We start from the raw sequence: 24,607 nt of genomic DNA on the forward strand, positions 1-24,607 counted from the left end.
GAACGGAGACTGAACTGTGAGCGCGACCAATGAGGTGGTGCTGCCCGGTGGGCGGCGGTACCGGCTGACCGGGGGCGCCGGCTTCCCGCGCCCCGCCGGGCCGCCGACCAGCCGCATCGCGTACGCCGCCGCGCACGTGGTGGCCGATCCGACGGCCGAGAACGTCCCCGGCGCCCCGGCCGTGCTGGACTGGGACCGCACCCTGGCGTTCCGGCACCACCTGTGGTCGTACGGCTTCGGGGTGGCCGAGGCGATGGACACCGCGCAGCGCGGCATGGGCCTGGACTACCCGGCCACCCGCGAGCTGATCCGGCGCAGCGCCGCCGAGGCCCGCGCGGTCGGCGGGCGGATCGTCGCCGGCGTCGGCACGGACCAGCTTCCGCCCGGCCCGGCGACCCTGGCCGAGGTCACCCGCGCCTACCGCGAGCAGCTCGACGACGTGCGGGCCGCCGGGGCCCGCCCGGTGCTGATGTGCAGCCGCCACCTGGCCGCCGCCGCCCGCAGCCCGGAGGACTACCTGCGGGTGTACGACGAACTGCTGAGCGCCGCCGACGAGCCCGTGGTGCTGCACTGGCTGGGCCCGATGTTCGACCCGGCGCTCGCGGGCTACTGGGGGTCGACGGACCTCGACGAGGCCGCCGACGCCGTGATCGGCCTGATCAAGGCCCACGACGCCCGGGTGGACGGGATCAAGGTCTCCCTGCTGGACGCCGGCCGCGAGGTCGCGCTGCGCCGCCGGCTGCCCGCCGGGGTGCGCCTCTACACAGGCGACGACTTCCACTACCCGGAGCTGATCCGGGGCGACGCGAGCGGCCACTCCGACGCGCTGCTCGGGGTGTTCGCCGCGATCGCGCCGGCCGCCGCCGCGGCGCTCGCCGCGCTGGACCGGGGGGAGCTTGAGGCGTACGACGCGATCTTCGCGCCGACCGTGCCCTTGGCCCGGCACATCTTCGCGGCCCCCACCTGGCACTACAAGACGGGCATCGTCTTCCTGGCCTGGCTGGCCGGGCACCAGGACCACTTCACGATGGTCGGCGGTGCGCAGACCGGCCGCTCGCCGGCGCACCTGGCGGCCCTGCTCACCCTCGCCGACGCCGCCGGGCTGCTGCCCGACGCGGACCTGGCCGCCGCCCGCGCCCGGGCGCTGTTCACCGTCGCGGGGGTGCCCCAGTGAGCGCCGGTCCGGCGAGTCCTGCGGTCGGGGGCCGCCCGGTGGGCGGAGATGGCGCGGAAGCCCTGCGGCGGTTCTCGTTCAACCAGGCCACGTCGCAGCACTGGCCGCTGCCCGAGGTGGTCGCCGGTTGCGTCGCCGCCGGCGTGCCGGGGATCGGGTTGTGGCGGGAGCCGGTCGCCGAACACGGGCTGGCCCGCGCCGCGAAGCTGGTCCGCGACGCCGGCCTCGAGGTGACGTCCCTGTGCCGGGGCGGCTTCTTCACCGCCGACGGCTGGCGGGAGGAGAACCTGCGGGCCATCGAGGAGGCCGCCGCCCTCGGCACCTCGGTCCTCGTGCTGGTCTCCGGGGGTCTGCCGGTGGGCAGCCGGGACGTCGACGGCGCCCGCCACCGGGTGGCCGACGCGATCGCCGAGCTGGCCCCGCACGCCGCCGCGGCGGGGGTGACGCTGGCGATCGAGCCGCTGCACCCGATGTTCTGCGCCGACCGCTGCGTGGTGTCCACCCTCGGCCAGGCGCTCGACATCGCCGAGCGGTTCGACCCGGGCGTGGTCGGGGTCGTCGTCGACGCCTACCACGTGTGGTGGGACGACACGGTGTACGCGCAGATCGCCCGGGCGGGGGCGCGGATCGCCGCGTTCCAGGTGTGCGACTGGGTCACCCCGCTACCCGAGGGGGTGCTGCTCGGCCGGGCCCTGCCCGGGGACGGCTGCATCGAGCTGCGCCGGCTGCGGGAGGCCGTGGACGAGGCCGGCTACACCGGGCCGGTCGAGGTGGAGGTCTTCTCGGCCGAGGTGTGGGCCCGGCCCGGCCGGGAGGTCCTGGACGCGTCGGTCGCGGGCTACCTGCGCCACGTCGCCTGACGGCGGGTCCCGGCCGGTCGGGCGGCCGGCCGGGATCCGGGCGAGGATGAGGGGGTGACCGACCGACGGGTGCACCTCGACGACCTCGGCGCTTGGCTGATCAAGGGCAACGCGGACCGGGTCGACCTGGCCGGCCGCTTCGCCCGCGATCCGCGGGTGACGGGCTGGTGCGTACGCCCCGGCTACCGGTCCCGGCTGATGCGTGCCGGTCAGCCGGTGGCCCTCTGGGCCAGTGGCAGCCGCGGGCGGCTCGCGTACGGCGTCTGGGGTGTGGGGCTGGTGGCCGCCGCCGCGGTGCCGGGTGAGCCGGGCGCGGCCTGGACGGTGCCGTTGGACCTGACGGTCCTCGACGAGGCGCACCGGGTGCCCCGTGAGTGCTTGCGGGGCGACGCGCGGCTGGCCGGCGCGGAGGTGCTGCGGCAGCCTCAGGGGGCCAATCCGTCCTTCCTCACGGTGGCCGAGTTCGCCGCGCTGCGCGAGCATCTGCCGCCGCGCTGACGGCAGGACGGGCCGTCGTCTTCACCCGAGCTGCCCGGCTCTCTATGATCGGTGAAAACTGTCGCCAGACAGCCGGTCATGGGCCGGCAAAAAGCTACAGGCGCGACCGGCGCCGGGAAGGGGGGGGCATGGCGCTGTCCGCGACCGTCCTCGCCGAACTGCGCGGCATCGTCGGCCCGTCGCACGTGCACGACGCGGCCGGCGATCTCGTGGCGTACGCCAGGGACGCGACGCCGCTGTTCTCGCACCGGCCGGACGCGGTGGTCTTCCCGGCCGACACCGCCGAGGTCGCCGCGGTGCTGGCACTCGCCACCCGGCACCGGGTGCCCGTGGTGCCCCGCGGCGCGGGCTCCAACCTGTGCGCCGCGACCGTGCCGCTGCGCGGCGGGATCGTGCTGGTGTTGACCCGGCTCAACGCCATCCTGGAGGTCAGCGCGGACGAGCTGCTCGCCCGGACCCAACCGGGCGTGACCAGCGCCGCCCTGGCCGACGCCGCCGCCGCCCGGGGCCTGCTCTGGGCGCCCGACCCCGGCAGCCGGACCGTCGCCACCGTCGGCGGCACCATCGCCACCTGCGCGGGCGGGCTGCGCGGCCTGAAGTACGGCGTGACCCGCAACTACGTGCTGGGCCTGGAGGCGGTGCTGCCCACCGGCGAGGTGATCCGCACCGGCGGGCGGCTGTGGAAGGACGTCGCCGGCTACGACCTGACCCGGCTGCTCACCGGCTCCGAGGGCACCCTCGCCGTGATCACCGAGGCGACCGTGGCGCTGCTGCCCGCCCCGGCGTCGGCGAACACCGGGGTCGCGTACTTCCCGACGCTGGCCGACGCGGGGGAGGCCGTCGCCCGGGTGATCCGGGCCGGCGTGGTGCCGGCGACGCTGGAGTTCCTCGACCGGGCCTGCATCGGGGCCGTCGAGGACTTCGCCCACCTGGGGCTGCGCGCCGACGCCGGCGCCCTGCTGCTCTTCGGCGACGACGGCCCGCCGGACCTGGTCGCCGCCCACCTCGACCGGATCGGCGCGGCCTGCGTCGAGGCCGGCGCGGTGGAGGTCACCACGGCCCGCGAGGTCGCCCAGGCCGAGGCGCTGCTGGCCGCCCGGCGCTGCGCGCTGCCGGCGCTGTCCCGCCGGGGCGGGGTGACCATCCTGGAGGACGCGACCGTGCCCCGGCCGCGCATCGCCGAGATGGTCGACCGGATCGACGCCGTCGCGGCCCGGCACGACGTCGCCATCGCCACCTTCGGCCACGCCGGTGACGGCAACCTGCACCCCACCTGCGTGCTCGACTCGGCCGAGGACCACGAGGCGGTACGCCGGGCCGAGGCGGCCTTCGCCGACATCTTCGCCGCCGCCATCGACCTGGGCGGCACGATCACCGGCGAGCACGGGGTGGGGGCGGCGAAACTGCCGTTCCTCGCCGCCCGCCTCGGCGAGGACCAGCTCGCCCTGCTGCGCCGGATCAAGAGCGCCTTCGACCCGGCGGGCGTCCTCAACCCCGGAAAGCTGGGATCGTGACCGGCGACGTGTTCGACCCCGAGCAGCTGTCCCGCTGCATCTCCTGCGGGTTCTGCCTGCCGGCCTGCCCCACGTACGCGATGACCGGCGACGAGGCGTCCTCGCCGCGCGGGCGGATCACGTTGATGCGGGCGTTGCAGGACGGCAGCCTGCCCCCCGACGACGGCACCCTCGCCGAGCAGTCCTCGTTCTGCCTGGGCTGCCGGGCCTGCGAACCGGTCTGCCCGGCCGGGGTGGAGTACGGCAGCCTGCTGGAGCAGTGGCGGGTGCACCAGTGGCGGGGCTGGCGGCGACCGCTGGTGGCCCGGGCGCTGATGCTGCTGGTCGAGCAGCGGTGGCTGCTGCGGCTGTCCGGCCTCCTCCGTCGTGCCGCCCGCGGCCGGGCCGTCACCTCCCGCCTGGCCGGGCCGACCCGGGCCGCGGCACCTGCTCCGGCTGCCGGGCCGTCCCCGGGCGCGGCACCCGCTCCGGCGGCCGCCCCCGGGTCCGCCGTCCCCGGGTCCGCCGCCGGCGGGCCGGGGGGCGCGCAGCTCATGCTGGGCTGCGTCGAGCGAGGGCTCTTCCCGGCGGTCAGCCGGGGGGCGCACGCGCTCGCCCCCGAGCTGGCCGTGCCCACCGCCCAGGGCTGCTGCGGCGCGCTGCACGCGCACAACGGCGACCTGGCCGGCGGCGAGCGGCTGGCCGAGCGGCTCGGCGAGGACCTGCCCGGCACCATCGTCACCACCTCCGGCGGCTGCGCCGCGCACCTCGCCTCCGTGCTCGGCCGGGACCGGGTGCGCGAGCTGTCCACCTGGCTCGCCGACCGGCCCGCCGGGGCCGAGCTGCGGGTGGGTGGGCGGCGCGCCCGGGTCGCCCTCCAGGACTCCTGCCACCTGCGCAACGGCCTCGGCGTCTTCGCGCAGCCCCGGGCGCTGCTGAGCCAGGTCGCCGACTACGTGGAGCTGCCCTCGGCGGCCACCTGCTGCGGGGCGGCCGGCACGTACTCGCTGCTGCGGCCGAAGGAGTCGCGGCGGATCCTGGACGCGAAGCTCGACGAGATCGAGGCCGCGGGAGTGGACCTGGTGGTGACGGTCAACCCGGGTTGCCTGCGGCAGTTGCGCACGGGCCTGCGCCGGCGCCGGTCGGCCGTCCGAGCCCTGCATCTCGCCGAGCTGCTCGCCCAGGTGGAGTCGGCGTAGCGACACGTCGACAGGGATCTGAGGAGCCCGGGCTCGCGATGCCGACCGGACGAGTGCCGGGACGGCCCGGACCCCGTGCGGGGCCCGAGCCGTTCGCCGCGTGGACGCTGTTTCTCCGCGATCCGCCTCTGTCGGTCGTGGCCCACCGGGCGGGGACGCCCTACTCGGTGCGGATGCCGTCCGGGCGGGTCAGCCGCCACAGCACCGGCAGGCTGAGCCCGGTGACCAGCAGCACGACCGCCGCCCCGAGGCCGGTGGAGATGCCCAGCGCCGGCCAGGAGACCGTGACCGGCGTCTGCACCATGCGCAGCAGCACCGCGCCGAGGCCGAGCCCGAACACGACCGCCAGGGCGAGCCCGATCACCACCGGCACGGTGCTCTGCCACAGCACCGACCAGCTCAGCGTGGAGCGCCGGGTGCCCACCGCGACCAGCATCGCCAGCAGCCGGCGGCGCTCCCGCAGCTGCTCCAGCACGCCGACCAGCATGCTGGCCCCGATCAGCAGCAGGGTGACCACCGCGCCGATGTAGAGGCCGCGCTGGACGTTGACGAACTGGGTGGCCCGGCGCTCCCCGGTCAGCGTGAGCACGGAGGCGTACGGGTCGGCCCCGAGGGCGGCGTTGCGGACGTGCTCCACCGCGTCCGGCTGGCCCGGCGCGAGGCGCAGGTACGCCTCCGCGCGCAACGGCCCGAGCCGGGGGGCGTCGACCGCGCCGGGGGTGACCAGCACCCCGCCCTGCCGGTAGCCGGACGGGTCGGTGCGCACCGGCGCCTCCCGCGCGGTGCGGGGAACCCGCCAGGTCACCCCATCGGTGTCCGCGACCACCACCGTGGCGCCCGGCCCGACGCCGGCCGGCTGACCCTCGGGATCGCGGACCAGGAACACGTCACCGTCGGCGCACCGGTCGAGCCGGGCGAACTCGGCCAGCGCCGCGCAGTCGCCGATGCGCAGCATGCCGTACGCCCCGACGGCCCTGATCGAGGTGGTCAGAGTGGCGGTGTTGGCGGTCACCCCGGGCACATCGGACAGCCGGTCCAGGGCCGCCGGCGCGTCCGGCCGCCCGGGGAACTGCACCTGCACCTGGGCCCGGGAGGGGTCCTGTCCGGTGTCGAAGGTGAACCGGCCGGCGACGCCGGCGAAGAGCATCTGCAACCCGATGGTGCCCGCCACGGCGACCGCGATGCCGTTGACCAGCCGCGCCGAGGCGGCGCTGTCGAGCTGGAGGCGGCGCACCGCGAGCTGCCACGCGACGGGGCCGCCGCGCAGCCGGCGTACGAGCAGGTCGGTGAGCCAGGGCAGCAGGGTGACCACGCCGACCAGCAGCAGCACGGCGCCGGCCGCGGTCTGCCGCTCGCTGCCCAGCGGCGCGATTCCGGCGGCGCCGGCCAGCAGCAGCCCGAGCCCGGCGGCCGGCAGCAGCAGCCGCCACACCAGCCGGCGGCGCACCGGCGTGGCACGCCGGGTCACCCCGAGCGGCTCGACCAGCACGGCGCGCATCGACACCAGCGTCACCACGACGGCGAGCGCCGGCACCGCCAGCACGACGGCGGCCACCAGCGGCAGCGGCGGGCGCACGTCGGCGGCGTACACGCTGAGGTCCATGAGGGTGACCAGCGGGACCACCTGCCGGCCGAGCGCGAAGAGCACGCCGCCGGCCGCGACGCCGAGCAGCGCGCCGGCGGCGGCCTCCCCGGCGGCGATCCGGCGGACCATCGCGGCGTCGGCCCCGACCAGCCGCAGCGCGGCCAACCGCCGGTCGCGCCGCTCCCCGCCGAAGCGGACCGCCGCGCCGAGGAACACCGCGATGGGCAGCAGCAGGACCACGAAGATGACGCTGACCAGGACCATCAGCACCGGGTCGAAGGCCTCGCCGGGCAGCCCGCCGCCAAACGCGTCCAGCCGGGTCGCGTCGTCGGGGGCGAGGGTGTCGCTGCCCAGGTAGTAGGCCAGCTCGCGGGGACCGGCCAGCCCTTCGTCGGCGATGACGCCGGTGACCGTGGCGCCGCCCAGCCGGGGCGCGAACAGCGCGCCGTCGGCGGAGCCGAGCAGGTCGCGCAGGGCGGGGGAGACCAGCACCTCGCCGGCGCGGGGCAGCGCGGCCACCCCCGGCGGCGCCGGCGCGGCCGGTCCCTCGGGCCGCAGCACCCGGCCGCGCACCGGCTGTCCCCGGAACTCGGTGTCGGTCTGGCGGATCAGCAGGGTGTTCGCGGCGGCCGGGATCCGCTCGCCCATCCGCAGGTCGTCGCGGGCGTCGCCGCGCGCCTGCCGGGCGTCCAGCGCGCCGGGCACCGCGGCGGCGAGCAGCAGCATCGCCACCCCCACGCCGACGCCGACCGCGGTGAGCACGGCCCGCAGCCAGCCGTCCCGGCCGCCCGTGAACGCCATCCGGGCGCCCATGACCAGGTCGGCCGCGCGGTCGCGCAGCCGCGTCACGCCGCGACCTCCAGGTCCCGGGTGCGGCCGTCGCGGACCACGACCTCCCGATCGGAGTACGCGGCGACCCGCGCCTCGTGGGTCACCAGCACCACGGCCGCCCCGGTGTCCCGGGCGGCGGCGGTGAGCAGCCGCATGACCCGCTCGCCGTTGAGCGAGTCGAGCGCGCCGGTCGGCTCGTCGGCGAAGACCACCCGTGGCCGGGTGACCAGCGCCCGGGCGACCGCCACCCGCTGCCCCTGCCCGCCGGAGACCTCGCCGGGCCGCTTGCCGGCCACCTCGGCGACCTCCAGGCGGTCCAGCCACTCGGCGGCCCGCCGCTCCGCCTCGCGGCGGCCGACCCGGCCGAGCCGCAGCGGCAGCGCCACGTTCTCCAGGCAGGTCAGCTCCGGTACGAGCTGGCCGAACTGGAAGACGAAGCCGAACTCCTCCCGGCGCAGCGCGCTGCGCCCGGCGTCGCTGAGGGTGGCGAGGTCGCGGCCCGCGTAGCGGACCCGGCCGGAGTCGGGTCGGGTGATGCCGGCGAGGCAGTGCAGCAGCGTGGACTTGCCGGAGCCCGACGAGCCCATGACGGCCAGCACCTCGCCCGGGTGCACGCGCACGCTCGCCCCGGCGAGGGCCCGGGTCGGCCCGAACGAGCGGTGCAGGTCCTCGGCGAGAAGCAGCGGCGCGCTCACGAGCGGACCGCCGCGGCGAGTTCGTCGAGGCGGGCGGCGGTCAGCTCCAGCCAGCGCAGGTCGGCCTCCAGGTGGAACAGCGCGTGGTCGCAGACCAGCTGCTCGGCGAGGTCGCCGTCGCGCTTGCGCCGGGTCAGCTCGCGCATCATCCGCAGGTGCTCGGAACGCTGCACGTCGAGCACGTCGGCGGCGGGGCGGCCGGTCAGCAGGGCCAGCACCACCTTGGTGTAGAGGGTGCTCTGCAGGTACGGCTCGGGCTTCTCGGCCCGGGCGAGCCACTGTGTGACGTCGGTGACGCCCGCCTCGGTGATCGCGTACCGCTTGCGCTCCGGGCCCTCGCCGGGCTCCACCGACTCCACCTCGACCAGGCCGCCGCGCAGCAGCCGGGACAGGGTGGCGTAGACCTGCCCGTACGCGAGCGGGCGGGCGTGACCGAAGCGCTCGTCGTAGAGGCGTTTGATGTCGTAGCCGTGGCGGGGGGTGGCCTCCAGGAGGCCGAGGAAGGTCTGTCCGATCGACATGCGGGGGACTATACACACCGTGTATACCTCGCGTGTATACCGGTACATTGCCCGCTCAACCGTCTGCATCGGGAGGTCACGTGTTCGTCCTGTCCCTGACCGAGGACGCCGAGCTGCGTCCCCTGGAGCCGTGGCGGGCCGAGGAGTTCCTCGCCCACCTCGACCGGGCCCGTACGCACATCGCGCCCTGGGTGTCGCCCTCGTTCGTCGTCGGCGACCTCGACTCCGCCCGGGCCGTGCTCCAGAGCTACGCGGACCGGTGGGCGCGCGACGCCGGCGGCATCTGGGGCATCTGGCGGCGGGGCGACCTGGTCGGCGGGGTCATGTTCGTCTCGTTCGACGTCGCCCGGGGCGTCTGCGAGGCGGGCTGCTGGCTGGAGCCGGCCGGGGAGGGCCACGGGCTGGTCACCCGGGCGGTCGGCCGGATCGTCGACTGGGCGGTGCGGGAGCGCGGCATCCACCGCGTCGAGTGGCGCACCAACGCGCGCAACGCCCGCAGCATCGCGACCGCCCGGCGGCTGGGTATGCGCCTCGACGGGACGCTGCGCGAGCTCTACCCGGGGCCGGCCGGACGGATCGACCTCGAGGTGTGGTCGGTGCTGGCGCCCGAGTGGCGCGGCGTGCGCTCAGACGCCGGCGAGCACCGCGTCGAGTGAGCGGGGCACCCGGTCCGGCTCCAGCGCCGCCACGAGCAGCCGCGCGTACGCGCTCTTGCGGCCGGACCGGGTGCCGAGGAACCGGCGCAGCTGCGCCTCGACGGCGCGCCCCCGCTGGGCCGGCTGCCGTTGGAAGAGGTCGAACGAGCGCAGCTCGCCCTCGGCGGCGAGCACCGACCGCACCCCGCCGACGCCGACCGCGCGGATCAGCTCGTCCTCCAGGTCGGCCACGCAGACGTGGAACCCGAGGGCCGCCAGACCGGCGCGGGACAGGTCGGCGCCGAGGCCGCAGCGTTCCAGCCCGCGCCGGAAGAAGCCCTCCTCGGCCTCGTCGTAGAGGCCCGCCAGCCGCAGCCCGCGTCCCGCCGGGCCGAGCTGGTCGAGGAAGTGGCCGATGTTCGTCGCGCCGCCCATGGCCACGACCCGTACGCCGTCGGCGTCGAGGTCCCGGCCGCGGCGCGCGGCGAGGGCCTCCAGGGCGACCCGGTCGCTCGCCCCCTCGACGAGCACCACCGCACGCGCGTCGATGCCGGCCGCCAGTTCACGGATGTCGCGCACGCTCGCCTCCCGCCCCGGACGCTGCCGCGCCCGACGCGCGGCCGGGCGTCGCTCCGGGCGGTCCGGTCCCGTGCCCGCCACGCGATGGTGGGCCGGATCGGCCCGGCCGCGCAACCGGGTTCCGGCGCGCGGACGGGCGTGCCGCGTCCCGGCCGCCGTCCGGGCCGGGCCGCCGTCCGGGCCGGGCGGCCCGGACGGCGGCACGTGCTCAGGGCAGCGCCCGCAGGAACGGGCCGTGGCTCAGGCGGAACTCCCAGGCGTAGAACCGGTCCCAGTTGATCGACCAGGTCATCAGGCCCCGGAAGGCGGGGTTGGTGCCGCTGCGCGGGGTGTACGGGCCGCAGCCCTGCCCCTTCACCAGGCAGGTCACCGCCGCCTGCACCCCGGCCGGGGCGAGGTATCCGTTGCCGGCGCTGGGGGAGGAGGGCGCGCCGAAGGCCACCTGGTCCTCGCGCAGCGGCGGGAAGACGCGGTCGGGGTTGCCGGCGACGGGGAAGCCCGCGAGCAGCATGTCGGTCATCGCGATGTGGAAGTCCGCGCTGCCCATCGTGTGGTACTGGTTGTCGAGCCCCATGATCGGCCCGGAGTTGTAGTCCTGCACGTGCAGCACGGTGAGGTCGTTGCGCAGCGCGTGGATCACGGGCAGGTACGACCCGGCGCGCGGGTCCTGCCCGCCCCACGGGCCCGACCCGTAGAACTGGTAGCCGAGCTGGACGAAGAACGTCTCCGGCGCCATGGTGAGCACGAAGCCCGCCCCGTACCGCTGCTTGAGGGTGCGGATCGCGGAGATCAGGTTGACGATCACCGGCGTGGTCGGGTTGCGGAAGTCGGTGTCGCCCGCGTCCAGATAGAGCGAGTGCCCCTCGAAGTCGATGTCGAGCCCGTTCAGGCCGTACCGGTCGATGATGGCCGACACCGACCGGACGAAGGTGTCCCGGGCGGCGGTCGTGGTGAGCTGCACCTGGCCGTTCTGCCCGCCGATGGAGAGCAGCACCTTCTTGCCCTGCGCCTGCTTGGCGCGGATCGCCGCGATGAACTCGGCCTCGGTCTCGACCCCGGGGCACTCGCTGGCCGGGCAGAGCTGGAACCGGATGTCGCCGGAGGTGACCGTGGTGGGCTCGCCGAACGCGAGGTTGACGATGTCCCAGTCGGCGGGCACGTCGGCCATCCGCAGGTAGCCCGAGCCGTTGGCGAAGCTGGCGTGCAGGTAGCCGATCAGCGCGTGCCGTGGCAGCCCGCCGGGCGGGGGAGTGGTGGGCGGCGGGGTGGTCGGCGGCGGTGTGCTGGGTGGCGGGGTGGTCGGCGGTGCCGTGGTGGGCGGGGCGGTCGTGGGCGGTGCCGTGGTGGGCGGGGTGGTGGGCGTGCCGCCCGAGCAGGGCACGCCGTTGAGCGTGCAGTCGGTGGGGGAACCGGAGCCGGTGGCCAGGAAGCCGAACGACACCGAGGCGCCGGGGGCCACGGTGCCGTTCCAGGAGCGGTTGGTGAAGGTGTGCCGCTGGCCGACACTGCTCACCGTGGCGTCCCAGTAGGAGCCGAGCGTGGTGCCCGCGGGCAGGGAGAAGGCGACCTGCCAGCCGGTGATGGTGCTCGGGCCGCCGTTGGTGACGGTGTAGCGCCCCTCCCATCCGGTGCCCCAGTCGGCGGTCCTGACGAAGGTGGCGGTCGGGCCGGCGGCGCGGGCCGGCGCGGCGAGGGTCAGCGTGGTGGCGGTGACGGTGGCGAGGGCCGCCACGGCGGCCAGCAGCAGGTTTCGGGCAGGGCGACGCATCCGGACCTCCCGGGTACGAGGGCCGTCGGATCGACGGATGCACAATTATTAGGATTGTTAACTGTCGCTGTCCAGGCGTTCGGGCCGGACTTCCCGTCGCGTCCCGACGCCCGCGCCCGACCGTCGACGCCCCGCCTCCCGGCCGGTCCGGTGGCGCGCCCGACCGGCGCGCCACCGAACCGTGGTCAGCGCCGGCCCTCGCGGCGCTTCAGGGTGCGCTCGTAGTCCTGGAACCGCGCCTTGGCGATGGCCGAGCGGTCCGCCGCGCGGAGCACCAGCCCCTCGGACCTGCCGGCCGGTCCGTCCAGGGCCACCAGGGTCCGCGGCAGGTGACCGGTGAGGAACGCGTGCGTCCCGGCGATGTCGCGGGGCAGGTCCCCGGCGGGGACGGTGGCCAGCCGGGGCACGGTCGGCAGACCCAGCGCGTCGGCCCGCCCCACGAGGTCGGCCTCGCCGAGGAAGCGCTGGCCGCCGCCGTCGCGCCAGGCCGAGATCCGCGGGGTCGGCCAGTCGAGCATCGGCGCGGGGTCGTCCAGCACGGCCACGTCGAAGAGCCGGTGCCCGACCCGGCGCTCGGCGGTGTAGTGCCGGGCGGCGGCGGTGACCTTGCCGCCGTACACCTCCAGGTAGAACACCGTGATCCGGTCGTCCGCCGCCGCGACGGCCAGCCGCTCGGCCACGTCGCGCAGGGCGTCGACGATGCCGAGCGCGGGGTTGCCGATCAGGTCGCCACGCGCGTACAGCAGCTCCTCGCGGCTGCCGATCAGGTACGCGCCGCCGGGCAGCACGACGATCCGGGCGTTCGTCCCGTCGATCTTCTCGGTGAGGGTGACCGGCCCGGTGAACGCCACGCACTCCGCCAGCAGGCCGCCGTCGCGGGGGTCCAGGGCGTGGTAGGTGGGGATGGACGGGTACTTGGTCAGTGAGTTGATCGTCCGCAGGTCGACCGTCCGGACGTCGAGGCGGGACACGGCAGCTCCTTCACGTGGCGGGGTCCGCCGCGCCGGTTCGCGGTGCGGCGTCGGGCGGGCAGCGTATCCGCCGCGAAGGCCCCGGCTCGCGCCAGTTTTCGGCCCGCGCGTCCAACCTGGACCGTCGGCGTGCGGAAATGTCGTACCCGGCGGCGACCATCCATCCATGGCTGTCCCCGCTCTCACCCCGCACACCGACCAGCCGCGTTCGGTGCCGCTGCGCGAGGCGCGCACCCGGCTCACCCAGCTCGTCGCGCTGGCCGAGTTGACCGACACCGTCACCGTCGTCACCCGCGACGGCGATCCCCGCCCGGTGGCCGCGATCGTCCCGGCGGCCGCCGCCCGCAGCGCCGCCCAGGCGCGTGCCGACACCGATCGCCTCGCCGCCGTCACCGCCGGCTGGGCCCGGCGCCTCGACGAGGCGCACCGGCGCAGCAGCCACCGGCACGCCGCCGAGCTGCGCGCGGTCACCGCTGCCCTCGCCGAGGTCTGGGCCGAGCTCGACCGCCGGGTCACCCCGGGCAGCGACCCCGGTCTCGCCCGGCTCCGGGCCGCCCACGCCGACCTGCTGGCCGCCGACCCCGCCGCCTGACCCGGCTCCCGGCCGGGGGCGTCAGCCGGCGGGGTACGCGTGGGTCTGCGCCGCCTTCACCGCGGCCCAGACCGGCTGGCCGGGGGCCAGTCGCAGCTGCGCGGCGGCGGCCGGCGTGACGTCCGCGGACACCCCGATCGGCCCGTCGAGCTGCACCCGCAGGTCGTCGCCGTGCCGCTGCACGCCGGCCACCGTCGCCGCCCAGGTGTTGCGCGGGCTGCCCTCGGGGCGCGACGGGTGCAGGGCCACCGCCGAGGGCCGGAAGGCGACGAAGACCTCCCCGTCGAGCCGGTCGGCGACGGTGAGGGTCAGCCCGTCGGCGACCCGGACCAGGTGCCCGTCGGCGTGGCCCCGGTGCAGGTTCAGCCCGACGAGCCGGGCCACGTAGTCGGTGCGTGGCCGCGCCGTGACGGTCGCGGCGTCCCCCTCCTGCACCACCCGGCCCTCCTCGACGACCACGAGCCGGTCGGCCAGCACCAGCGCGTCCAGCGGATCGTGGGTGACCAGCAGGGTGGCCCCCGGGTGCGCGGCGAGGTGCCGGTGCAGCTCGGCCCGGGTGTCCAGCCGGGTGCGCGCGTCGAGCGCGGCGAGCGGCTCGTCCAGCAGCAGCAGCGCCGGCTCGACGGCGAGCGCGCGGGCCAGTGCGACCCGTTGCGCCTGCCCGCCGGAGAGGTGCCGGGGCCGGCGGTGGGCGTGCTCGGCCAGGCCGACCCGGTCCAGCCAGTCGTGGGCGGTCCGCCGGGCCGTACGCCGGTCGGCGCCGTGCCGCCGCGGCCCGAACGCCACGTTCTCCAGTGCGCTCAGGTGCGGGAAGAGCAGGTAGTCCTGGAAGACCACGCCGACCGGCCGGCGCTCGGTCGGCGTCCAGGCGCGTCGCCGCGGCCGGTCCAGGTCGACGCCGTCGAGGGTGAGGTGCCCGGCGGTCAGCGGGAGCAGGCCGGCGAGCGCGCGCAGCGCGGTGGTCTTGCCCGCCCCGTTGGGGCCCAGCAGCGCGACCACCTCGCCGGCGGCGACCCGCAGCGCGACGTCGAGGCGGAAGCCGTCCCGCTCCACCACGAGGTGCGCGTCGAGCAGGGGCGCGCTCACGGGCTGGTGATCCAGCGGTCGCGCAGCCCGGCGAGGATGACCACCGAGACGGTGAGCAGCACGAGGCTGAGCACCACGGCGGCCTGCACGTCCGTCTCCAGCGCCAGGTAGACCGCCAGCGGCATGGTCTGCGTCCGTCCCGGATAGTTGCCGGCGAAGGTGATGGTGGCGCCGAACTCGCCGAGCGCCCGGGCCCAGCACAGCACCGCCCCGGCCGCCAGACCGGGAGCCACCAGGGGCAGGGTGACGTGGGTGAACGTCGTCCACCGGCCGGCGCCGAGGGTCGCCGCCGCCTCCTCGTACCGGCTGTCGGCGCCGCGCAGCGCCCCCTCCACGGCGATCACCAGGAACGGCATCGCCACGAACGCCTCCGCCAGCACCACACCGGCGGTGGTGAACGGCAGGGTGATCCCGAAGGTCGCGTCGAGCCAGCCGCCGAGCAGGCCCCGCCGGCCGAAGACCAGCAGCAGCGCCACCCCGCCGACCACGGGCGGCAGCACCAGCGGCACGGTGACGAGGGCGCGTACCAGGCGTCGGCCGGGGAACTCGACGCGGGCCAGCAGCCAGGCCAACGGCACCCCGAGCAGCAGGCAGAGCAGCGTGGCCAGGGTGGCCGTCAGCAGGGACAGCCGCAGCGCGGTGAACACGCCCGGCGCGGCGAGCCGCTGCGGCAGGGTGGCCCACGGCGTACGGGCCAGCAGCCCGACCAGCGGCAGGACGAGGAAGACCAGGCCCAGCACGGCCGGCAGCAGCAGCGCGACGGGCACCCCGGCGCCCCGCCGCCGGACGCGCCCGCCGTGCGTACGCGTCACGGGGCCTGGAACCCGGCCTCGGTGAGCACCGCGCGCCCCCGCTCCGAGCGGACGTACGCGACGAACGCCCGCGCGCCGTCGCGGTTCGGCGCGTCCCGCAGCGCGACGATCGGGTAGTCGTTGACGGCGCGGGCGGACTCGGGGAACTCGACGGCCGTCACGTCGGCCGCGGCGGCCAGGGCGTCCGTGCGGTAGACGAGGGCCGCGTCGACCTCGCCGAGCCGCACCTTGGACAGCGCGCCCCGCACGTCCTGTTCCAGGGTGACCGGGGTGAGGGCGACCGAGGCGGCGTCGAGCGCCGTCCGCGCCGCCGCCCCGCAGGGCACCTGCTCGGCGCAGAGCGCGACCTTCATCCCCGGCCGGGCCAGGTCGGCCGGCCCGGCGACGCCCCGCGGGTTGCCCTTCGGCACGGCGACGACGAGCTGGTTGCGGGCGAAGACCACCGGGTCGCCGTCGGCGTTGCCCGCCCCGGTGACCGTGGCCATGTTCCGCGTCGCCGCCGAGGCGAACACGTCGGCGGGCGCGCCCTGGTTGATCTGGGCGGCCAGCGCCGCGCTGCCGGCGAAGTTGAGCACGACGGTGGTGCCCGGGTGGCCCGCCTCGAAGTCCCGGCCCAGCCGGGTGAACGACTCGGTCAGCGAGGCCGCGGCGAACACGCTCACCGTGCCGCCGGCACCCGGGCCACCCGCCGACCCGCCGCCGGAGGCGCTCCCGCCGCAGCCGGCCATGGCGGCGAGGGCCAGCACCGTCGCCGTCACGCCCACCGTCCCGCGGCGCGGCCGCTGCGCCCTCACGAGCCCTGCCTCCCCCGGGAGGCCCCCGGCGGGGAGACGTGTTCCACCACCACCGTGGTCGACTTGATCACCGCGACGGCCAGCGAGCCGACCCGCAGGTCCAGCTCGTCGACCGCCTCGCGGCTCATCAGCGAGACGATCCGGAACGGCCCGGCCTGGATGTCGACCTGCGCCATCACGGTGTCCTTGACGACGTTGACCACGATGCCGCGCAGCCGGTTGCGGGCCGAGGAGGCGTCCGACCGGTCGTCCGGGTCGGCGGCCTGGCCGCGCGCGAACGCCGCCAGGTCGACCCCGTCGATCTCCCGGTGCCCGTGCGCGTCGCGGCCGGCGGCGAGCCGCCCGGCGTCGACCCACCGGCGTACGGTGTCGGCGCTGACCCCGAGCAGCTCGGCGGCCTCCCCGATGCGGAACGTCGTCACCGGCCCACCCTACCGACCGGCAGATGCGAGGCCGGGCAGCGGGTGGCTCTCGTGGCTGCTGCCGCGAGCGGCCACCGGGCCTGGCGTACGCGGCGACGCGGGCCGGCGACACGACCACCCTGTCGCATGCTGTCGCGGCGTGGCGGGATAGACCACAATGAAGGGCTCGCACGGGGGACGGCGACGGGGAGGGCCGAGTTGGGTCGGGACGACGAGACCAGCAGCACCCCACCGGCGCCGGCGTCGGCGGCCCCCGCCCGCGCGTCCAGGTCACGGCAGGTGCGCCTGGCGGCCCTGCTGCTCCTGCTGGTGGTGGTCGTGGCGGCCACGGTACGGGTGGTCGTGGCCACCGGCCCGCCCACGTGGGACGAGCTGCGCGAGCAGGCCGGGCTGACCAACCGGGACCGGCTGGTCATCGGGGTCAAGGACGACCAGCCGGGCGTGGCGCAGAAGCTGGAGAACGGCGCGTTCGAGGGCTTCGACATCGACATCGCGTACATGATCGCCGAGGACCTGGGCTTCGACGCCCCGGAGGTGACGCTGCTGTCGATCGAGAGCGAGGACCGGGCCCGCCGGCAGGCGCGCGACGCCAACGGCAGCTTCGTCACCGTCGACCTGGTGATCGCCTCCTACAGTGTCACCGAGCAGCGCCGGGACCAGGGCGTCGTCTTCTCCTTCCCGTACCTGGAGACCGAGCAGTCCGTGCTGACGCTCGCGTCCGATCCCCGACAGGTCGCCAGCCTGCGCGACCTCGACCGGGCGAAGGTCTGCACGCTGGGCACGTCCACCTCGGAGCAGCGCCTGCGCGAGGCGGGCGCGAACCCGATCGGCCGCAACCGGATCAGCCAGTGTGTCCAGGCGCTCTACGACGGCGCGGTCGACGCGGTCACCACCGACGCGGCCATCCTGGCCGGCTTCGTGGGCCCGCGCCCGCCGGGCGAGCTGCCGCCGGCGACGAAGCTGCTGCGGCGCAAGGAGCTGCGGCACTGGGACATCGGCGCGGAGTCGGCGGAGAAGTGGGGCGTGAACACCGGCCCCAATCCGGCGATGCGGGACCTGGTCAACCTCTCCCTCTACCAGTCGGCGAAGGGCCCCGACGGCGACCGGTGGAAGGCGGCGTTCGACCGGTACCTGGCCTCGGAGCAGCAGTACAGCAACCCGCAGCAGGTGGCGGTCGGCCGGCAGCCGGAGCCCGAGGAGACGGTGGAGGTGCGGCAGTGGCCGTGGGAGAGATGGGCCCTGCCGTCTCCGAGCCGGCCGCGATCGGTCGCGCCGACCGCCGCCCGGGCACCAAGCAGGCGCAACAGGCGCAGCAGTGGCTGCTGACGCTGCTGCCCGCGTTCCCGGTGCTGCTGCTGGTGCTGCGGCTCTGGCGGCTCAGCCGGCAGGACATGCCGACGATGCTGTTGCTGGTGCAGTACGTCAGCCCGCTCGGGCTGCTCAGCGCCCTGCTGATCGCGCTGGTGTGGGCGTTCCCGTTGGTGGTGCTGGTGCTGGCCGTCCTCGGTCGGCTGCTCCAGGTGAGCGCGCCTGACCGGTTCGACCCGGAACGCTCGCTGCTCGCCTACGGCACCGTGCGTACCCCCGGTTGGGTGCTGGTGGCGGCGACCGGGCTGGCGGCGCTCACCTGGCAGCTGCGGTTCCTGCCGCTGCTGGTGATGCTCGCCCTCTGGCTGCTGGCGCTGCGGACCCGGCTGCGCCATCCGGACCGGCCCCGCCTGCTCCTGCTCGCCACCCTGGTGCTGCCGGTCGTGGCGGCGACCGCGAGCTACGCCTGGCTGGCGCCCGCCGTGCCGCCCGCGATCCGCGACGGCGAGCTGGCCACGGCCCTGCTGCTGGTCGTGCCCCCGCTGGGAGCCGTGGTGCTCACCGGCCCGGTGCCGCGCCCGGTCGCCCCGGCGCTGACGCGCGTCCTCGCCTACGTGGTGGCCGCGGTGGTGCCACTGGTGACGGGCGTGGTCTTCCTGCGGGTGCCGCTGCTGCCCGCGGTCGCCGTCGAGGTCGGCCCGGAGGCGGGCCCGGTCCGGGAGGTGGTACGCGGTCAGGCGGTCACGGTGACCGACCGGATGACGATCGTGCTCGACGGGCGGGGCGCGGTGCGCTTCCTGCCCAACGACCAGGTGCGCGGGCAGCTCCTCTGCCCCGACCCGGGGCGGATCCCGGTCACCCGCGTGGACGTGTACGGCTGGCACGTGGAGGAGACGGCGCTGGACTGGATGATCCCCCGGCAGCCGGTGGGGCGGGCGGACCCGCGCTGCCTGGGCCGGGTACCGGCCGGGGACCCCGCCGTCCCGTCCGCGCCGCCGTCCGCCGTCCCGTCCGCGCCGCCGTCTCCCGGCCCCCGCTGACGGCCCGGCGGGCGGGGCGGGCCCTCGACGCCCCGCCCCGCCCGCCGGCCCCGATCCGGCGGGATCAGCAGTTGCGCAGCTCGGGGGACTGGTTGAGCAGCTGGCCCCGGGCGGAGACGAACCGCCGGTACGCGTCGGAGTCGACGGCCGCCGGGCGGAACGCGGCGACCCGGTGGCAGTTCTGGAAGGCGAGCTTGACGTCGAAGTGCCGCTCCAGGCCGGCGCGGATGGCGTCGCTGGCGAGCGCCCGCAACAACTGGCCGCGTTCGGCCTCGGTGGGCGGCGGGATGACGTTGTCGGCGTGGTCCGCGCCGGTGGACGCCAGTTCGGCGGCCACTCGGCTGACCGTCTGCCAGGCGTACGGCAGCGAGTCGCGGACGCAGGCGACGAACTCGGCGTCGTCGACGGGGCCGCGCTCGGCGGCGTCGAGTAGGGCGGGCGAAACGGTGAGAGACATGCTCATCCTCCAGGTCAATGGTAATGACTACGGTTTTCATTACCGTGGCAGAGGGGAGCACATCACGACGGAGGCGTCGCGTCAACGACTGTCCGGCGTGCCGCGCCGACCCACCGTGACGGCGATGGCAGGACGCGGCGATCCTCGGCCTGCGACCGCCGGTGACGACGGTGCGGGAGGCGGACGTCGACGGGCCGGACCGGCGCCCCGGGGTGGTCGACGGGGACGGCCGGTGCGTGGCCGGCGTGCGCGGAGCGCCGGTGAGGAGTCGGGCGGGGCCGGCGGGCAACGGTGAGGCGGCCGTGTGGGGCGACGGGAGCGGTCAGCCCCGCCGCGGGGAGCGGCCCTTGAGGTGGCGGCCCAGCTCCCGGGCGATCTCCCGCTCGGCGTCCCGCTCCGCGAGCGCCTGCCGCTTGTCGTACGACTTCCTGCCCTTGGCCAGGGCCAGCTCGACCTTCGCCCAGCCGCCCGAGAAGTACATCGACAGGGGCACCAGGGTCAGGCCGCCCTCGCGGGTCCGCTCCAGGATCCGGGCGATCTCCACCCGGCGCAGCAGCAGCTTGCGGGTGCGTCGGGGCGCGTGATTGGTCCAGCTGCCGAAGCCGTACTCGGCGATGTGCAGCCCGTACAGCATCAGCTCGCCCTCACGCTCCTGGGCGAACGCGTCGACCAGCGACGCCCGGCCCTCGCGCAGCGACTTGACCTCGGTGCCGGCCAGCACGATGCCCGCCTCGTAGGTCTTGAGGATCGTGTAGTCGTGCCGCGCCTTCTTGTTGGAGGCGATCAGCCTGCGCTCGGTCTGCCGGGCCGCGTTCACCCGGTCGAGGATATCGGCCGCCTGCCGGCGCGGCAGACCGGGCGGATCAGGCGGGCGGCGGCCGTCGGTGTCCCGTCCGGCGCCGAGGCCGCAGCGGGTCGAGCCGAATCCGATGGCGCCGGCGGTGCCCGGCGGGGGAGACTCCGCCAATGGATCACCGGGCGATGGTGCGGCTGAGCAAGCGGATGTCCCTGGCGTTGCGGCACGAGCCCGCCCGGTTCGGCCTCGTGCCCGACCGGGCCGGCTGGGTGTCGGTCGACGACCTGCTCGCCGCGCTCGGGATCGACCGCGCCGACCTGGACGCCGTGGTGGCCGGCAACGACAAGCAGCGCTTCGCCGTGGAACGCGGTGCCGACGGCGTCGAACGGATCCGGGCCAACCAGGGGCACTCGATCCCGGTCGACCTGGAACTGGCGCCCAGCCCGCCGCCGGCGCGGCTCTACCACGGCACCAGCCGCGTCGCGCTCGACTCGATCCGGGCCACCGGCCTGCACCGGGCCGGCCGGCACCACGTCCACCTGTCGCCGGACGTGGCGACCGCCCGGCGGGTGGGTGCCCGCCGGCCGGGCGAGCTGGTGGTGCTGACCGTGGACGCGGCGGCGATGGCCCGCGACGGGCACGCCTTCTACCGCAGCGCCAACGGCGTCTGGCTGACCGACGCGGTGCCCGCCCGGTACCTGGCCGACTGAGCGGTCCGGCTCAGCCCGTGCGCCGGGCGAGGAAGTCGGCGAGCACCCGGGTGTGGGTGGAGAAGGCCAGCTCCGTCGGCTCGGTGAGCACCAGCCACTCGGTGGCCTCCTCGGTCGGCGCCGACGGCGGCAGCGTGTCGGCCCGCCGCTCGGGCAGCTCGCCGAAGACCATCATCGTGCCGCCGGCCGGGGCGCCGTGCACCGCGAGGAGCCGGGCGTCGGCGGCCTCGGCGCGCAGGCCGGTCTCCTCCCACAGCTCCCGGACCAGCGCCTCCTGCCACTCCTCGCCGTACTCGATGAAGCCACCCGGCAGCGCGAGCTGGCCGCGGGCGGGCTCGATGTCGCGGCGCACGACGACCACCCCGAGGCCCCGGGCCGTGCGGACCGGCAGCACCGCCACCGCGACGGGCAGCGGGTTGCGCCACACCGTCCCGCCGCAGGCCGCGCAGACCCGCGGCCACCCGGCCGCCGCCGGATAGGCGGCGCCGCAGAAGGAGCAGTGGGAGTACGCCACGGCGGTCATGCCGCAGCACGTTACCCGGCGCACCCGGGGCCGCCGCGACCTCCCGCCGAGGCGGCTGCCGGCGGTCGGGCGCGGCGGGCTCCGGCGCTCACCGGGCGCCCTCGAACGGCCGGGCCCCGGTGCTCACCCGGCACCCGCGCGCAGGGCGTCGCGGGCCGCCATGAGGGCGAATCCGAGCAGGTTGGCGCCCTGCCAGCGCGCCGGATCGTCCGCGCGCGGGTCGTCGGCGGCCAGGCCGATGCCCCAGACGCGGTCGAGCGGGCTGGCCTCCACGAGCACCCGTTCACCGGTGCCGAGCAGGAACGCCCGCAGGTCGTCGTGCTGGCCGAACTTGGCGACGCTGCCCGCCACCACGATGTCGTGCCGCCGGGCCTCCCAGGTCGCCTGGTCGAAGCCCCGCACCTGGCGGCCGATCGACTTGGCGCGCTGGGGGTGCCCGGCGGCCAGGATCCTGTCGGCGGCCGCCGTGTCGCCGAACAGCATCCTCTTGTGCCACATCATCCAGTGCTCGGCGGTGGCGTACGTCCGCTCGCCGTCGGTGCACAAGGCCGGCCACCACTGGCTCAGGCAGCCGGGCCCGACGCTGCCGTCACGCTGCGGTCGGTGACCCCAGAAGTGCAGGTAGCGGATCTTCTCGCCGGCCTGGACGGCGGCGACGAGCTCGGCGACGGATCGTGGCGACATGGCGGCGAGTCTGCCCGAGGGGTCCGACGGAACGCGCGCGCTTTTCCGCCCGCCCGCCCGACGTGCGGGCGGGTCGGCTCCCCGAGTGCGCGGGTCGGCCGCCGCGCCGACCGCCCGGGTGCGCGGCGGTCAGGCCGTCGGCGCGCCGGTGTAGAAGGCGGTGGTGCGCTCCACGGCCCCCCGGGCGGCCTCGACGTCGGTGCCGTCGGCGACGCTCGCCTCGCCCCACCGCTCGCTGCTCGCCGTCACGAACTGCCGGCCCTGCTCGGAGACCGACCAGGCCTCGCTCTCCTCCGGGGTGACCCCGCTGCCGTCGGCGGCCAGGTGCGACGCCAGGCCGAGCAGCGCCAGGTCCCAGCCGACCCCGAGGGCGCCCGGACCGAACTGGTCCCAGCGCTCCTGGTCGACGTGCGCGACGTGCTCCAGCTCGAACCGGGTCCGGCCGTCCTCGACCGGCGTCAGCCGCACCTCGATCCAGCTCACCTCGCCGCCGAACTCCCAGGTGGCGGCGAAGCCCTTCGGCGGGTCGCAGCGCTCGATCGTGCCGCCGGCGTTGCCCTCCAGCTGGTAGCGGCCGTCCAGCCGCAGGTCACCGGAGATCGGCATGAACCAGCGGGGGATCCGTTCGGCGTTGGTGCAGGCGTCCCAGACGTCCTCCAGCGGCGCGTCGTACGTCTGGCTGATGGTCATCACCCGGGCCTCGCCGGCCTCCAGTACCCGCCGGCCGAGCTGGCGGCGTACGGCGTTGATCTGCTCGGTCGCGTCGATCATCGGTCTCTCCCGTGGTCGGTCGTGTCGTCTGTCGTGGGCGGCTGCTCGCGCAGCCGCTGTTCGCGCTTGCCTCGGGCCAGCTCGGTGGCGAGGGCGTGCAGGGGCGGCGTCCAGAACCGCCGGAAGTGGTCGAGCCAGCGGTCGACCTCCCGCAGCGGCCGGGGATCGACGGCGTAGAGGCGCCGGGTCCCCTCCGCCCGCACGGTGGCGAAGCCGTTGTCCCGCAGCACCTTCAGGTGCTGGGAGACGGCCGGCTGGGAGATCCCGAACTCCCGCCGGATCACGTCGCACAGCCCGCCGGCGGTCGTCTCGCCGTCGATGAGCAGTTCGAGGATGCGGCGCCGCACCGGGTCACCGAGTACGTCGAAGGCGTGCACGGACAGTTTGTATCACGCCAGGCTTATTTAAGCGAATGGTGATGACGTGCCGCGCCGTCCCGGCGCCCGGAAACCGTCGGGGATACGACTCTCCGCGGGGTCGGTGCGAAGATCGCACGAGGCTACCCTGGCATCGACGGACTTATAATTTCCGTACGGTCGTGGAACCCGTGAGCGGAGGCGGGCGTGCCACTCTTCTTCCTGAGCTACGCCCACGAGGACAACCGCAACGGGCAGGTGCAGGAGTTCTTCGGCGACCTCAGCGAGGCGGTGGCCCGGCTGGCCGGCGTGGGGTGGGACGAGGCGGGATTCATCGACGGGCAGATGCCGCTCGGCGCGACCTGGTCGCACGAACTGGCCGACGCGCTCGCCGCCAGCTCCTGCCTGGTGGCGCTGACCTCTCCCCGCTACGTGGTGAGCGACTACTGTGGACGCGAGTTCCGCGTCTTCGCCGACCGGGTGGACGCGCACGAGCGGGAGTTCCGCCGCCGTCCCCCCGCTGTCCTGCCGATCCGCTGGATCCCCTGCGACCGCATGCCCGAGGCGCTGACCGGCTTCCAGCACAAGAACTTCCCGGCCGGCGCGGTGTACGCGCAGGACGGGCTGCTCACCCTCAAGCAGCGTCGCCGGCACCACGACGACTACCAGGACTTCGTCGACGCGCTGGCCAAGCACATCGTGCAGACCGACCGCGACCACCGACTCGCCCGCCCCGCCCGGCGTCCGGTGCTCGCCGAGGTCACCAGCGCCTTCGAGGCGCCGCGCCGGCGGCCGGCGGCCGGATCGCCGGCCGCGCGGGTGCCGCGGGCGACCAGCGCCCGGCACGTCTGGTTCGTCCTGGCCGCCGGCAGCTCGGTGGAGCTGGCCGGCACCCGGCCGGGGGCGGAGGAGCGCTACGGCGCGCTCGCCCGGGACTGGCGGCCGTACCGCCCCGAACTGGAGGCGCCGATCGGCAGCTACGCCGGGGCCATCGCCACCACCAAGAGCTACGGCTGGACGGTGGAGGACGCCGCCGACCTCGCCGAGGTGCGGGAGTGGGCCCGGGCGCACAACCAGATCGTCGTGCTCGTGGTGGACGTCTGGTCGGCCGGCCTGCCACGCTACGAGCTGACCCTGGTCGGCTACGACCGCGACCCCGACACCACCACCCCGGTGCTGGTGCCCTGGACGGCCGCCGACGACGCGGCGGCCGACGGCAACCAACGGATGTGGGAGACCCTGGCACGCGTCCTCTCGCACCACGTGGTGCGCAACGATCCCGCGATGTGGCGACCCGAGATCAGCACCGCCGGCCGCTTCCACGCCGAGCTGGAGGACGCGCTGGTCGTGGCCCAGAGCCGCATCTACCGTACGGGGACGGTCTACCAGGAGCCGCCGTCGGACGGCCCGGTGCACCGCCCGATCCTCGAAGGTCCCTGATGGAGGC

The 24,607-nt window shown here is 75.8% G+C and carries 27 protein-coding genes; 11 read left to right on the forward strand and 16 right to left on the reverse strand.

Annotated features, from left to right (window positions below; genetic code table 11):
- Positions 1-16 precede the first annotated feature (16 nt).
- From ACLQ22_RS15105 to ACLQ22_RS15125, 5 genes are all read left to right on the forward strand, one after another.
- Positions 17-1,174 (forward strand): dihydrodipicolinate synthase family protein, encoded by a 1,158-nt coding sequence (locus ACLQ22_RS15105; protein ID WP_425692810.1) that lies wholly within the window; start codon positions 17-19, stop codon positions 1,172-1,174.
- Positions 1,175-1,212: 38 nt separating this feature from the next.
- Positions 1,213-2,034 carry a sugar phosphate isomerase/epimerase family protein gene (locus ACLQ22_RS15110; RefSeq protein ID WP_425692811.1) on the forward strand — a complete coding sequence of 274 codons (822 nt, stop codon included), beginning with the start codon at positions 1,213-1,215 and terminating at the stop codon, positions 2,032-2,034.
- A gap of 54 nt (positions 2,035-2,088) precedes the next feature.
- Positions 2,089-2,532: a hypothetical protein gene (locus ACLQ22_RS15115; protein WP_425692812.1), complete on the forward strand. Its 444-nt coding sequence runs from the start codon at positions 2,089-2,091 to the stop codon at positions 2,530-2,532.
- 128 nt (positions 2,533-2,660) lie between these two features.
- Positions 2,661-4,046 carry an FAD-binding oxidoreductase gene (locus ACLQ22_RS15120; RefSeq protein WP_425692813.1) on the forward strand — a complete coding sequence of 462 codons (1,386 nt, stop codon included), beginning with the start codon at positions 2,661-2,663 and terminating at the stop codon, positions 4,044-4,046.
- A complete protein-coding gene (locus tag ACLQ22_RS15125) occupies positions 4,043-5,224 on the forward strand; it encodes a (Fe-S)-binding protein (protein WP_425692814.1) in 1,182 nt (393 codons plus the stop codon). The genes ACLQ22_RS15120 and ACLQ22_RS15125 overlap by 4 nt, the downstream gene beginning before the upstream one ends.
- Positions 5,225-5,384: 160 nt before the next feature.
- On the opposite strand, the gene ACLQ22_RS15130 is transcribed toward ACLQ22_RS15125, so the two are convergent.
- Genes ACLQ22_RS15130 through ACLQ22_RS15140 form a run of 3 tightly spaced genes read right to left on the reverse strand, consistent with a single transcriptional unit; the run spans position 5,385 to position 8,856 of the window.
- Entirely contained in the window at positions 5,385-7,658 is a 2,274-nt protein-coding gene (locus ACLQ22_RS15130) for an ABC transporter permease (RefSeq protein WP_425692815.1), read from the reverse strand.
- Complete coding sequence (locus ACLQ22_RS15135) at positions 7,655-8,335, reverse strand: ABC transporter ATP-binding protein (protein ID WP_425692816.1); 681 nt, start codon at positions 8,333-8,335, stop codon at positions 7,655-7,657. The genes ACLQ22_RS15130 and ACLQ22_RS15135 overlap by 4 nt, the downstream gene beginning before the upstream one ends.
- Entirely contained in the window at positions 8,332-8,856 is a 525-nt protein-coding gene (locus ACLQ22_RS15140) for a PadR family transcriptional regulator (RefSeq protein WP_121398809.1), read from the reverse strand. Before ACLQ22_RS15140 ends, ACLQ22_RS15135 begins: the two co-directional genes overlap by 4 nt.
- 80 nt (positions 8,857-8,936) lie before the next feature.
- Between ACLQ22_RS15140 and ACLQ22_RS15145 the strand changes: the two genes are divergently transcribed.
- Positions 8,937-9,512, forward strand: coding sequence for a GNAT family N-acetyltransferase (locus tag ACLQ22_RS15145; protein ID WP_425692817.1), 576 nt, complete (start codon positions 8,937-8,939; stop codon positions 9,510-9,512).
- Here ACLQ22_RS15145 and ACLQ22_RS15150 read toward each other — a convergent pair.
- From ACLQ22_RS15150 to ACLQ22_RS15160, 3 genes are all read right to left on the reverse strand, one after another.
- Positions 9,483-10,070, reverse strand: coding sequence for a TOPRIM nucleotidyl transferase/hydrolase domain-containing protein (locus ACLQ22_RS15150; protein ID WP_425692818.1), 588 nt, complete (start codon positions 10,068-10,070; stop codon positions 9,483-9,485). The genes ACLQ22_RS15145 and ACLQ22_RS15150 overlap by 30 nt on opposite strands.
- A 208-nt stretch (positions 10,071-10,278) precedes the next feature.
- Positions 10,279-11,817 carry a chitinase gene (locus ACLQ22_RS15155; protein WP_425693049.1) on the reverse strand — a complete coding sequence of 513 codons (1,539 nt, stop codon included), beginning with the start codon at positions 11,815-11,817 and terminating at the stop codon, positions 10,279-10,281.
- A gap of 206 nt (positions 11,818-12,023) precedes the next feature.
- Positions 12,024-12,809 (reverse strand): RNA ligase family protein, encoded by a 786-nt coding sequence (locus ACLQ22_RS15160; RefSeq protein ID WP_425692819.1) that lies wholly within the window; start codon positions 12,807-12,809, stop codon positions 12,024-12,026.
- A gap of 166 nt (positions 12,810-12,975) precedes the next feature.
- Here ACLQ22_RS15160 and ACLQ22_RS15165 point away from each other — a divergent pair, with 166 nt between their 5' ends.
- Entirely contained in the window at positions 12,976-13,401 is a 426-nt protein-coding gene (locus ACLQ22_RS15165; RefSeq protein ID WP_088999889.1) for a hypothetical protein, read from the forward strand.
- Between the two features lie 21 nt (positions 13,402-13,422).
- Here ACLQ22_RS15165 and ACLQ22_RS15170 read toward each other — a convergent pair whose 3' ends face one another.
- The 4 genes from ACLQ22_RS15170 to ACLQ22_RS15185 all read right to left on the reverse strand — a co-directional run bounded on the left by ACLQ22_RS15170 (position 13,423) and on the right by ACLQ22_RS15185 (position 16,515).
- A complete protein-coding gene (locus ACLQ22_RS15170) occupies positions 13,423-14,487 on the reverse strand; it encodes an ABC transporter ATP-binding protein (protein ID WP_425692820.1) in 1,065 nt (354 codons plus the stop codon).
- Positions 14,484-15,299 (reverse strand): ABC transporter permease, encoded by an 816-nt coding sequence (locus ACLQ22_RS15175; protein WP_425692821.1) that lies wholly within the window; start codon positions 15,297-15,299, stop codon positions 14,484-14,486. Before ACLQ22_RS15175 ends, ACLQ22_RS15170 begins: the two co-directional genes overlap by 4 nt.
- On the reverse strand, positions 15,296-16,027 hold the full coding sequence (gene modA / locus ACLQ22_RS15180; protein ID WP_425693050.1) for a molybdate ABC transporter substrate-binding protein: 732 nt from the start codon (positions 16,025-16,027) through the stop codon (positions 15,296-15,298). Before modA ends, ACLQ22_RS15175 begins: the two co-directional genes overlap by 4 nt.
- Before the next feature lie 62 nt (positions 16,028-16,089).
- A complete protein-coding gene (locus ACLQ22_RS15185; RefSeq protein WP_425692822.1) occupies positions 16,090-16,515 on the reverse strand; it encodes a TOBE domain-containing protein in 426 nt (141 codons plus the stop codon).
- Positions 16,516-16,794: 279 nt separating this feature from the next.
- Between ACLQ22_RS15185 and ACLQ22_RS15190 the strand changes: the two genes are divergently transcribed.
- Complete coding sequence (locus ACLQ22_RS15190) at positions 16,795-17,841, forward strand: transporter substrate-binding domain-containing protein (RefSeq protein WP_425692823.1); 1,047 nt, start codon at positions 16,795-16,797, stop codon at positions 17,839-17,841.
- On the forward strand, positions 17,733-18,863 hold the full coding sequence (locus ACLQ22_RS15195) for a hypothetical protein (protein WP_425692824.1): 1,131 nt from the start codon (positions 17,733-17,735) through the stop codon (positions 18,861-18,863). The genes ACLQ22_RS15190 and ACLQ22_RS15195 overlap by 109 nt, the downstream gene beginning before the upstream one ends.
- Before the next feature lie 64 nt (positions 18,864-18,927).
- Here ACLQ22_RS15195 and ACLQ22_RS15200 read toward each other — a convergent pair whose 3' ends face one another.
- Both ACLQ22_RS15200 and smpB read right to left on the reverse strand, forming a co-directional pair.
- Positions 18,928-19,320, reverse strand: coding sequence for an SCO5389 family protein (locus tag ACLQ22_RS15200; RefSeq protein WP_425692825.1), 393 nt, complete (start codon positions 19,318-19,320; stop codon positions 18,928-18,930).
- A gap of 322 nt (positions 19,321-19,642) precedes the next feature.
- On the reverse strand, positions 19,643-20,137 hold the full coding sequence (smpB, locus tag ACLQ22_RS15205) for an SsrA-binding protein SmpB (RefSeq protein WP_425692826.1): 495 nt from the start codon (positions 20,135-20,137) through the stop codon (positions 19,643-19,645).
- Positions 20,138-20,286: 149 nt separating this feature from the next.
- Here smpB and ACLQ22_RS15210 point away from each other — a divergent pair, with 149 nt between their 5' ends.
- Complete coding sequence (locus tag ACLQ22_RS15210; protein ID WP_425692827.1) at positions 20,287-20,826, forward strand: RNA 2'-phosphotransferase; 540 nt, start codon at positions 20,287-20,289, stop codon at positions 20,824-20,826.
- A 10-nt stretch (positions 20,827-20,836) separates the two neighbouring features.
- Here ACLQ22_RS15210 and ACLQ22_RS15215 read toward each other — a convergent pair whose 3' ends face one another.
- From ACLQ22_RS15215 to ACLQ22_RS15230, 4 genes are all read right to left on the reverse strand, one after another.
- Positions 20,837-21,349: an NUDIX domain-containing protein gene (locus tag ACLQ22_RS15215; protein ID WP_425692828.1), complete on the reverse strand. Its 513-nt coding sequence runs from the start codon at positions 21,347-21,349 to the stop codon at positions 20,837-20,839.
- Positions 21,350-21,472: 123 nt separating this feature from the next.
- Positions 21,473-22,033, reverse strand: coding sequence for an NADAR family protein (locus ACLQ22_RS15220; protein ID WP_425692829.1), 561 nt, complete (start codon positions 22,031-22,033; stop codon positions 21,473-21,475).
- 129 nt (positions 22,034-22,162) lie between these two features.
- A complete protein-coding gene (locus tag ACLQ22_RS15225; protein ID WP_425692830.1) occupies positions 22,163-22,804 on the reverse strand; it encodes an SRPBCC family protein in 642 nt (213 codons plus the stop codon).
- Positions 22,801-23,181: an ArsR/SmtB family transcription factor gene (locus tag ACLQ22_RS15230; RefSeq protein WP_425692831.1), complete on the reverse strand. Its 381-nt coding sequence runs from the start codon at positions 23,179-23,181 to the stop codon at positions 22,801-22,803. Before ACLQ22_RS15230 ends, ACLQ22_RS15225 begins: the two co-directional genes overlap by 4 nt.
- A 186-nt stretch (positions 23,182-23,367) precedes the next feature.
- Here ACLQ22_RS15230 and ACLQ22_RS15235 point away from each other — a divergent pair, with 186 nt between their 5' ends.
- On the forward strand, positions 23,368-24,600 hold the full coding sequence (locus tag ACLQ22_RS15235) for a TIR-like protein FxsC (RefSeq protein ID WP_425692832.1): 1,233 nt from the start codon (positions 23,368-23,370) through the stop codon (positions 24,598-24,600).
- Positions 24,601-24,607 lie beyond the last annotated feature (7 nt).

The sequence above is a fragment of the Micromonospora sp. DT178 genome (assembly GCF_049841695.1).
GTDB lineage: Bacteria > Actinomycetota > Actinomycetes > Mycobacteriales > Micromonosporaceae > Micromonospora.

Coding starts and splice junctions, on each gene's coding strand:
- ACLQ22_RS15120 (WP_425692813.1), top strand. CDS start 2,661: ATGGCGCTGTCCGCGACCGTCCTCGCCGAACTGCGCGGCATCGTCGGC.
- ACLQ22_RS15140 (WP_121398809.1), bottom strand. CDS start 8,856: ATGTCGATCGGACAGACCTTCCTCGGCCTCCTGGAGGCCACCCCCCGC.
- ACLQ22_RS15165 (WP_088999889.1), top strand. CDS start 12,976: ATGGCTGTCCCCGCTCTCACCCCGCACACCGACCAGCCGCGTTCGGTG.
- modA (WP_425693050.1), bottom strand. CDS start 16,027: ATGGCCGGCTGCGGCGGGAGCGCCTCCGGCGGCGGGTCGGCGGGTGGC.
- ACLQ22_RS15200 (WP_425692825.1), bottom strand. CDS start 19,320: ATGTCTCTCACCGTTTCGCCCGCCCTACTCGACGCCGCCGAGCGCGGC.
- ACLQ22_RS15210 (WP_425692827.1), top strand. CDS start 20,287: ATGGATCACCGGGCGATGGTGCGGCTGAGCAAGCGGATGTCCCTGGCG.
- ACLQ22_RS15215 (WP_425692828.1), bottom strand. CDS start 21,349: ATGACCGCCGTGGCGTACTCCCACTGCTCCTTCTGCGGCGCCGCCTAT.
- ACLQ22_RS15220 (WP_425692829.1), bottom strand. CDS start 22,033: ATGTCGCCACGATCCGTCGCCGAGCTCGTCGCCGCCGTCCAGGCCGGC.
- ACLQ22_RS15225 (WP_425692830.1), bottom strand. CDS start 22,804: ATGATCGACGCGACCGAGCAGATCAACGCCGTACGCCGCCAGCTCGGC.